Annotated in this window: 8 protein-coding genes and 1 pseudogene; 5 read left to right on the top strand and 4 right to left on the bottom strand. The window is 68.0% G+C overall.

The window, feature by feature from the left end; all coding sequences use genetic code 11:
* Positions 1 to 448: 448 nt before the first annotated feature.
* A complete protein-coding gene (locus NH287_RS11010; protein WP_217529791.1) occupies positions 449 to 817 on the top strand; it encodes a hypothetical protein in 369 nt (122 codons plus the stop codon).
* Between the two features lie 405 nt (positions 818 to 1222).
* On the opposite strand, the gene NH287_RS11005 is transcribed toward NH287_RS11010, so the two are convergent.
* Both NH287_RS11005 and NH287_RS11000 read right to left on the bottom strand, forming a co-directional pair.
* Entirely contained in the window at positions 1223 to 1462 is a 240-nt protein-coding gene (locus tag NH287_RS11005) for a hypothetical protein (protein WP_217529795.1), read from the bottom strand.
* A 59-nt stretch (positions 1463 to 1521) separates the two neighbouring features.
* Positions 1522 to 1902 (bottom strand): GNAT family N-acetyltransferase, encoded by a 381-nt coding sequence (locus NH287_RS11000; protein WP_253035649.1) that lies wholly within the window; start codon positions 1900 to 1902, stop codon positions 1522 to 1524.
* Between the two features lie 173 nt (positions 1903 to 2075).
* Between NH287_RS11000 and NH287_RS10995 the strand changes: the two are divergent.
* A pseudogene (locus tag NH287_RS10995) lies at positions 2076 to 2201 on the top strand (GNAT family N-acetyltransferase); the annotation flags it as partial.
* A 169-nt stretch (positions 2202 to 2370) separates the two neighbouring features.
* Here the strand turns inward: NH287_RS10995 and NH287_RS10990 are convergent.
* The gene (locus tag NH287_RS10990; protein ID WP_253035648.1) at positions 2371 to 4896 is read right to left on the bottom strand and encodes an ATP-dependent Clp protease ATP-binding subunit; all 2526 of its coding nucleotides are present in this window, start codon (positions 4894 to 4896) and stop codon (positions 2371 to 2373) included.
* A 65-nt stretch (positions 4897 to 4961) separates the two neighbouring features.
* Here NH287_RS10990 and NH287_RS10985 point away from each other — a divergent pair, with 65 nt between their 5' ends.
* The 3 genes from NH287_RS10985 to NH287_RS10975 are packed head-to-tail and all read left to right on the top strand — an operon-like array spanning position 4962 to position 6690.
* Positions 4962 to 5879, top strand: coding sequence for a hypothetical protein (locus tag NH287_RS10985; protein WP_253035647.1), 918 nt, complete (start codon positions 4962 to 4964; stop codon positions 5877 to 5879).
* Entirely contained in the window at positions 5879 to 6463 is a 585-nt protein-coding gene (locus NH287_RS10980; protein WP_253035646.1) for a hypothetical protein, read from the top strand. Before NH287_RS10985 ends, NH287_RS10980 begins: the two co-directional genes overlap by 1 nt.
* Positions 6460 to 6690, top strand: coding sequence for a helix-turn-helix domain-containing protein (locus NH287_RS10975; protein WP_253035645.1), 231 nt, complete (start codon positions 6460 to 6462; stop codon positions 6688 to 6690). The genes NH287_RS10980 and NH287_RS10975 overlap by 4 nt, the downstream gene beginning before the upstream one ends.
* 160 nt (positions 6691 to 6850) lie before the next feature.
* On the opposite strand, the gene NH287_RS10970 is transcribed toward NH287_RS10975, so the two are convergent.
* A complete protein-coding gene (locus tag NH287_RS10970; protein ID WP_253035644.1) occupies positions 6851 to 7765 on the bottom strand; it encodes an endonuclease domain-containing protein in 915 nt (304 codons plus the stop codon).
* Between the last annotated feature and the right edge of the window lie 99 nt (positions 7766 to 7864).

Genomic DNA, 7864 nt, shown 5'->3' with positions numbered 1-7864 from the left:
GCCTTCGGCACGCCCTCGCCGGCCAGCCTCCGGATCAACGCCCAGTCCTCCAAAGTGATCACTCTCCAATCGTTGAGTGTTCACTTTTCAAGCGCCGCTACTGTCCAGTTTTCGAGCGCCGTCGACACCTATTGACGGCATTAGTCAGCGCCTGTACTTTCCGACCAAATCGTAGAGGCTGGGGCCCGATGAAGATTCATTCTCGATGGCTAGGAAGAGTGGGGCTGGCAGCTGCCATGTTGATGACCTGCCAGGCCCGCTTCGTGCGGGTCGCGGCGGACCAAGCCGGCGGAGACAGCGGTGGGCCATGGCTGTGGACGAATGGAACCGGAACCAATCGGGCCTATGGGATGCACAAGGGCGGCGCGTCTACGTGGAGCGTGTTCTCCAAGTTCTCGTACGCACCCGCCAGCACCCGGCTGCGCTACAACTACTAGGGGAGCCGACAGTGAAGCACACCACATCGGTGATCCTTCCCGGATTGATCACCCTGCTCCTGACGGGATGCACCAGCGTGGATGAACTGACGGTAGCGACCTACACACCCACAGGGGAAGGTGGGTTCGGCGCCCAGCTTGTTGGCTCTCTCACGCAAAGCGACGCTGGCTGTCTCACAGTTACCTCAGATGATTCTGCCGCGGTGCCCGTCTTTCCCGAGGACGCGATCGCCGTCGATGGTGAGAGCATCGTCTACAACGGTCAGACGTTCAAACTTGGAGACACGATCAGTCTCACCGGCGGGATAGCAACCAGTCAGGACCTGCCCGAGGAGTGCTCAAGCGGAGGCGACATCTTCCTCGTCTCAGCCGACGCCTGAATCGCAAGAAAGGCCGGAGGCTCGAGGCTCCGGCCTTTCTGTTCGGTCTTACGCGGCGCTCGTGGTGCGGCTTCGCCGCTGCGGGCGTCCATCCGGCCGTCATCCGCGCCATGGAAGAGTCCACCGCGAACCTCGATTAGCCGGCTCGGCGCGCAGCGCGCTAGCCGAGCACGTGCCGAGCGACAGCCTCATCGATTGCATCCAACTCGGGGCATCCGTCACTCGGGGTGGTCGACTGGCTCGCTATGCGGTGCACGAACGTCCGAGACAGGCCGAGGATCTTCTCGGCCTGCCCATCGTGTACCCCGCCTCGAGAAGGTCTCTCAGCGCGGCCGCGTGCAGCCGTGAGAGCGGTGCGGAAGAGGGACCGGAACCTATGGCTCCGGTTCCTCTTCCGTGGGTAGGTCAGACGGCGGCCACGCGTTTGCGGCGTCCAACGATGAGGGCAAACACTGTGCCAATCACGCCGACGATCATCAGCGCGGGTGCAAAGTAAGCCGCCACCAAGACGAACGGCGCTCGCGGCCCGTCTCCGTTGAGCCCCGCTGCCTCCTGCGCCTGATAATCGGCTACCGCCCACAGACCGCCCACCACCTCGAGGACAACCCCGAGCGTCAGAGCTGCCAGCGAGACGATCAAGATCACGACGGGACCTCGACGAAACCCTGCCGCGCGTGAAGGGCGAGCGCGTCGGCACGCCAGTCCTACACGGACAGCCGCAAGGCGGTCGCGCCGGCGAGATGGGCGCGATGCGCGGCATCCGCCATCAGTGCAGACCCCGCGCCGGGTCGACGCCCTGCGGGCGCGACCCAGAGTTGCTTGAGCTCGACATCGGCGCCCGCGCGGTGCAGTACCCCCATGCCGATCACGTCGCCGTCACGATCCGCGACGATGACTTCTGCGCCGGCGAAGCACGATGCGGGCTCGCGCACCTCAACCGCGTACCGCTCGGGCAGCTCGCCGGGCTCGGTGACCCCGTGCGCGACCTTCTCGCCCTCGGTCTGCAGGTGATAGTCCGCCAGCATCCTCGAGATCGCCCCGCGATCGTCACCGTCGAGGTGGGCGGAGCGGATGGAGACGGTCACCCGACCATCCTTGCCTGTTCGCGGACGCGATGGATCGCGCCCGACACGCCGACGATCGGACCACGGATGCCGGGTGTCGCCCGGCATCCGTTGCATCCGCTGACGCACGCCCGCGGTTGAATGGACGGATGCGCTGAACCCTCCGCCCCTCGACGCCCGACGACGCGACCTGGATCGCCGAGCTGCGCGCGGTGGTCCTGCGGCCGGACCTCGAGCGCCTCGGCCGGTACGACGAGACTCGCGTGCGGCAGCGGTTCCTCGACGCCTTCGATCCGACTCTCACCCGCGTCATCGCCGTAGCACGGCTTCGTGCTCGACACCGAGGGCAAGGTCGACGTCTTCCTGGTGCGCCAAGACTGAACGACGAAGGGGTCGGATGCTCCCCACTCCCACTCCACCTGTTGCTACGCAACAGGCGGAGCCTCTGGGAGCGTGGGCCCACGCATCCGACCCCTGTCGTTCCGTCGCTTACGACCCGGCGATGATGTCCGGGCTCGCGGTGATCTCGCCCGCGGCACCCACGCCGACCGCTTCGCGGCCTTCCTGGCGCGTGGTGGCGAAGACGAAGCGGCCGTTCTCGGTGTCGACCTTCACGTGGTCACCGGCGTTGAGCTCGCCGCGCAGGATCCGCTCGGAGAGCTGGTCCTCGACCTCGCGCTGCATCGCGCGGCGCAGCGGCCGGGCACCCAGCGTCGGGTCGAAGCCGATCTCGATGAGGCGGTCCTTCGCGGAATCCGTCAGCTCCACCGTCATGTCGCGGTCGAGCAGACGCTCGCTGAGGCGCTTGGTGAAGAGCGTCACGATCTGGCGCAGCTCGTCCTTGTTCAGCTGCGGGAAGACGATGACGTCGTCGACGCGGTTGAGGAACTCGGGCTTGAAGTGGCGCTTCAGCTCCTCGTCGACCTTGCCCTTCATCCGCTCGTAGGTCGTCTGCGAGTTGCCCTCAACCTGGAAGCCGACGGGACCACCGGCGATCGCCGACGAACCGAGGTTCGTCGTCATGATGATCACGGTGTTCTTGAAGTCGACCACGCGGCCCTGACCGTCGGTCAGGCGACCCTCTTCGAGGATCTGCAGCAGCGAGTTGAAGATGTCCGGGTGGGCCTTCTCGATCTCGTCGAAGAGGACCACGGAGAACGGCTTGCGGCGCACCTTCTCGGTGAGCTGGCCGCCCTCTTCGAAGCCGACGAATCCGGGAGGGGCACCGAACAGTCGCGAGACCGTGTGCTTCTCGCCGAACTCCGACATGTCGAGGGAGATCAGCGCGCCCTCGTCGTCGAAGAGGAACTCGGCGAGCGCCTTGGCGAGCTCGGTCTTTCCGACACCCGTGGGCCCGGCGAAGATGAACGAGCCAGACGGACGGTTCGGGTCCTTCAGACCGGCACGCTGACGGCGGATCGTGCGGGAGAGGGCCGCGATGGCCTCCTCCTGACCGATGACGCGCTGGTGCAGGGCCTTCTCCATGAAGACGAGACGGCTGGTCTCCTCCTCGGTGAGCTTGAAGACCGGGATGCCGGTGGCCTGAGCCAGGACCTCGGCGATCAGACCCTCGTCGACGACCGCGTGCGACGCAACGTCACCCGAGCGCCACTGCTTCTCGAGGCGCAGGCGCTCCGCCAGGAGCGACTTCTCCTCGTCGCGCAGGGCGGCGGCCTTCTCGAAGTCCTGCTCCTCGCTGGCGGCTTCCTTGTCCTCGCGGACCTTCGCGATCTTCTCGTCGAACTCGCGCAGCTCCGGCGGGCTGGACAGGATCGACAGGCGCAGGCGGGCGCCGGCCTCGTCGATCAGGTCGATGGCCTTGTCGGGCAGGAAGCGGTCGGAGACGTACCGGTCGGAGAGGTTCGCCGCGGCGACGATGGCGCCGTCGGTGATCTGCACCTTGTGGTGCGCCTCGTAGCGGTCGCGCAGACCCTTCAGGATGTTGATCGCGTGGGGCAGGCTCGGCTCGGCGACCTGGATCGGCTGGAAGCGACGCTCCAGCGCGGCATCCTTCTCGAAGTGCTTGCGGTACTCGTCGAGGGTCGTCGCACCGATCGTCTGCAGCTCACCGCGGGCGAGCAGCGGCTTCAGGATGCTGGCGGCGTCGATCGCGCCCTCTGCGGCACCCGCACCCACGAGGGTGTGGATCTCGTCGATGAAGACGATGATGTCGCCGCGCGTGCGGATCTCCTTGGTGACCTTCTTCAGGCGCTCCTCGAAGTCACCGCGGTAGCGGGAGCCGGCGATGAGCGAGCCGAGGTCGAGCGAGTAGACCTGCTTGTCCTTGAGCGTCTCGGGCACCTCGCCCTTGACGATCGCCTGGGCGAGGCCCTCGACCACGGCGGTCTTGCCGACGCCGGGCTCGCCGATGAGGACCGGGTTGTTCTTGGAGCGGCGCGACAGGATCTGCATCACGCGCTCGATCTCCTTCTCGCGCCCGATGACGGGGTCTAGCTTGTTGTCGCGCGCGGCCTGGGTCAGGTTGCGGCCGAACTGGTCGAGGACCGCCGAGCCGCCCTGAGCGGTGGCCTGGGCCTGCTCGCCGGCGCCGGTTGCGACGCCCGCGGGCTCCTTGCCCTGGTAGCCGCTGAGCAGCTGGATGACCTGCTGGCGCACCTTGTTCAGGTCGGCGCCGAGCTTCACGAGAACCTGGGCGGCGACACCCTCACCCTCGCGGATGAGCCCGAGCAGGATGTGCTCGGTGCCGATGTAGTTGTGGCCCAGCTGCAGCGCTTCGCGCAGCGACAGCTCAAGCACCTTCTTGGCGCGCGGCGTGAACGGGATGTGACCCGTCGGCTGCTGCTGCCCCTGTCCGATGATGTCCTGGACCTGCTCACGCACGGCGTCGAGCGAGATGCCGAGGCTCTCGAGGGCCTTGGCGGCGACGCCTTCACCCTCGTGGATCAGGCCGAGGAGGATGTGCTCCGTGCCGATGTAGTTGTGGTTCAGCATCTTCGCCTCTTCCTGGGCGAGCACCACCACACGACGTGCACGGTCTGTGAATCTCTCGAACATCGTCCACCTCCACTCGACGCACTGGCGGCGTCTTACGTAGAGGCTAACGACGCTCGGATGCCGGTATGCCCGTGTTCGCCGTGGGCATACCGAAGCCGGGGCTTGCGGCCGCGGCATCCGCGGGCATAACGTTTCTCGATAACAACGAATGTCGTTACGGGGGGGCTGGCCGGAAGCCGCCCGGCGACCGCAGCGCGAGACAGAAGGGTTGGTGTGACATGGCACGGTGGATGCTGATCGTCGGGGCGGTTCTCGTCGTCGTCCTGATCGTGGGGACGATCCTGGCCTTCGCGCTGGCGACCGCGAAGAAGCAGCGAGCAGGGCAGGATCCCACCACGCTGGTTCGTGTCACGCGAGTCGTCGCGATCGTGTGGGCAGGATTCGCCGCGATAGGCGCGGTGATCGCACTGCTGACCGCGCTGCTCGCTCCGGGCGTGGCCATCACGATGCCCATCCGCGAGTTCTGGCCGCAGCTGCCCGACACCGTGACCCTCGATGTGGATACGGCTCGACGGGTGTCGGGAGGCTTTACCGAGGCGACTCTGACCCTTGAGGAACTCGACCCGACCGCTCGCGTGCTCTGGGCGCTGAGCCAAGCGCTCGCGTGGGGCATTCCCGGCTTCGTCGCCGTGTTCGTCGCCATCGCCTGCTCTCGACTGCTCGTCGGCGCCGCCTTCGCCCCCGTCGTCGCGAAGATGGCGGTCACCACGGGCGCGGTCATCATGCTCGGCGGCATCGCCGCTCAGGTGATGGGCGACATCGCGGGAACCATTGCTTCCATGCAGTTCTTCGGAGCGCGAAGCGGCTCGTGGTCGGGGGACTTCCCGGGCATCGACAACGCCTTCGACGCGTGGTTCCCCTCTCCCACCGTGCTTGTCACGTTCCCCTTCTGGCCGATCGCGGTCGGCCTCGCGTTCGCCGTCCTGGGGGCGATCCTCCGCTACGGCTCTCGCCTGCAGAACGACGTGAAGGGGCTTGTGTGATGACGGCGCCATCCCGGACCGCCGGCGCACTCGACCTCATCGTCTACGGCGTCGCCGCCTCCCTCACGGCACTGGCCGTCGCGGTCTATCGGATCACCGAGATCGTGAGCCCGGCGGGCCCCGCTGTGACGGTCGGGGCGGATGAGGCATCCGCTGTCCTCCGACTCCCGGCCGGCGCAGCGGTCGATGCCGTCGTCGTGCGCGCGCCGGAACTCGGTGCGGGCGGTCGGGCCTGGATGATCGCCGCGGTGCTGATCGCCGCCGTCGCCGCGATCATCGTGGCCGCAGCGCTCATGCGCGTCGCCTTCGCCGTGCGCCGGGGTCGTGTCTTCGCGGGCGGCGCGACACGTGCGCTCCCGGTGATCGCCGCGACCCTGACGGTCGCGGCGTTCGCCTGGCCGATCGTCGACGGGATGGGGCGTCAGCACGCCGTGCAATCACTCGGCATCCGATTCGAGACGCTGTCGATGCTCGATCTGCTCCCCCTGCTGCCCGTCATTCTCGTCGCCGTCGCGGCGGCGGTGCTGGCCGGTGCCTTCGCGCAGGGCGAGCGTCTGCAGCGCGACACTGAGGGACTCGTGTGACACCCGCCGAAGAGGACGAGATCAACGGCATCCACTGTCGACTCGACGAGCTGCTCGCGGAGCGGAACATGACGCTGACGCGCCTGTCGGAGATCGTCGGCGTCTCAGTCGTGAACCTGTCGATCCTCAAGAACGACCGCGCCCGCGCGATCAGGTACTCGACCCTGTCGGCGATCTGCCGCGCCCTCGACTGCGAGGTCGGCGAACTACTCGTGCGCGCGGACTGAGACGCGTCGGTTCCGGGGACGCGATCTGCCGTCTCGCCGCCGCGCACTCGACGGGTGGCGTCCCTGGAAGACGCGGGGCGACGACGCCCGCCCGCTCCAGGGACGCAACTCGCCGCTCGAACCACGCGCACGCGACAGTTCACGTCCCCGAAGCCGCGCGTCACTGACGCGCGAGCGCGTGCCGCACACGCGCGACGACACCGGCGGCATCCGCGAACAGGTGCTGCTTCGTGACCCGGATGACGACCCAGCCCGCGGCGGCGAGCGCCTCGTGACGTTCGATGTCGCGTGACCATTGCTGCGGAGAGGTCACATGATGCTCGCCTTCGTACTCGACGGCTACCCGCTCGCGCGGGTATGCCAGATCCACGCACGCCACCAGCCGACCGCCAACGACGACGTCCCAGTTGAGTTCCGGCTCCGGAAGACCGCCGTCGATCAGGGCGAGGCGGCACCACGTCTCGGTCCGGGATGCCGACCGTTCCCGCACGAGCGGCAGCGCAGCTCGCAGCCTGGCGACACCGACGCGCCTCCCTGACGACGCCGCGGCGAGGTCGTCGATCGTCGCGAGCGCCGGCCCATCGCCGCGGAACATCGGCACCCGCACGATCGCGTCCCCGACGGCGACGAGATCACGGACGTCCGGGAGCACTGCCGCAAGACTCGCCCAGGTGGATGCCGGGGCGAGTAGGGGCACGCCCAGCTGAGGGTGGACGCACACCCGCGTCGGGGCCTGCACCATGCGGTGCCCCTGAACGCGCGCGCCGCGCGGCGTGCGGCCGGTCGCGAGGACGGCGACATCCACGTCGGCGCGTCGGAGCGCGGACGCGGGCAGCGGCAGACCCCACAGGACTGCGGCGGTCAGATGGCTGAAGAACTGCCCGTTGGGCAGCACCACGGCGTAGGCGAGCGCTCGGAGCGCGTGGTCGCCCTCGGCATCCGTCGGCAGCGTCGCCGACCGCACACGTACGCCGCGGAACGGCCGGTCGAGGTCACGCGCGCGGAGCCGGCGCGGCGAGACACCGGCATTCGTCGCCGCCTTCACGGAGAACGCGGGGCCGAGAGTCGGGGGCAATGGTCGAGGCTCCATGCAGCGATGCTCGAGCGATGGTGACCGTGGGAGCGGAGCAGTCCGGGGAGACGTGGACACAGGCTCGAACGGACGAGTTGGGGA

It is taken from the genome of Microbacterium sp. CnD16-F (assembly GCF_024124465.1).
Classification (GTDB): domain Bacteria; phylum Actinomycetota; class Actinomycetes; order Actinomycetales; family Microbacteriaceae; genus Microbacterium; species Microbacterium gawkjiense.
The sequence above is the reverse complement of the archived record's forward strand: the minus strand, read 5'-3'. Positions and strand labels throughout refer to the sequence as shown.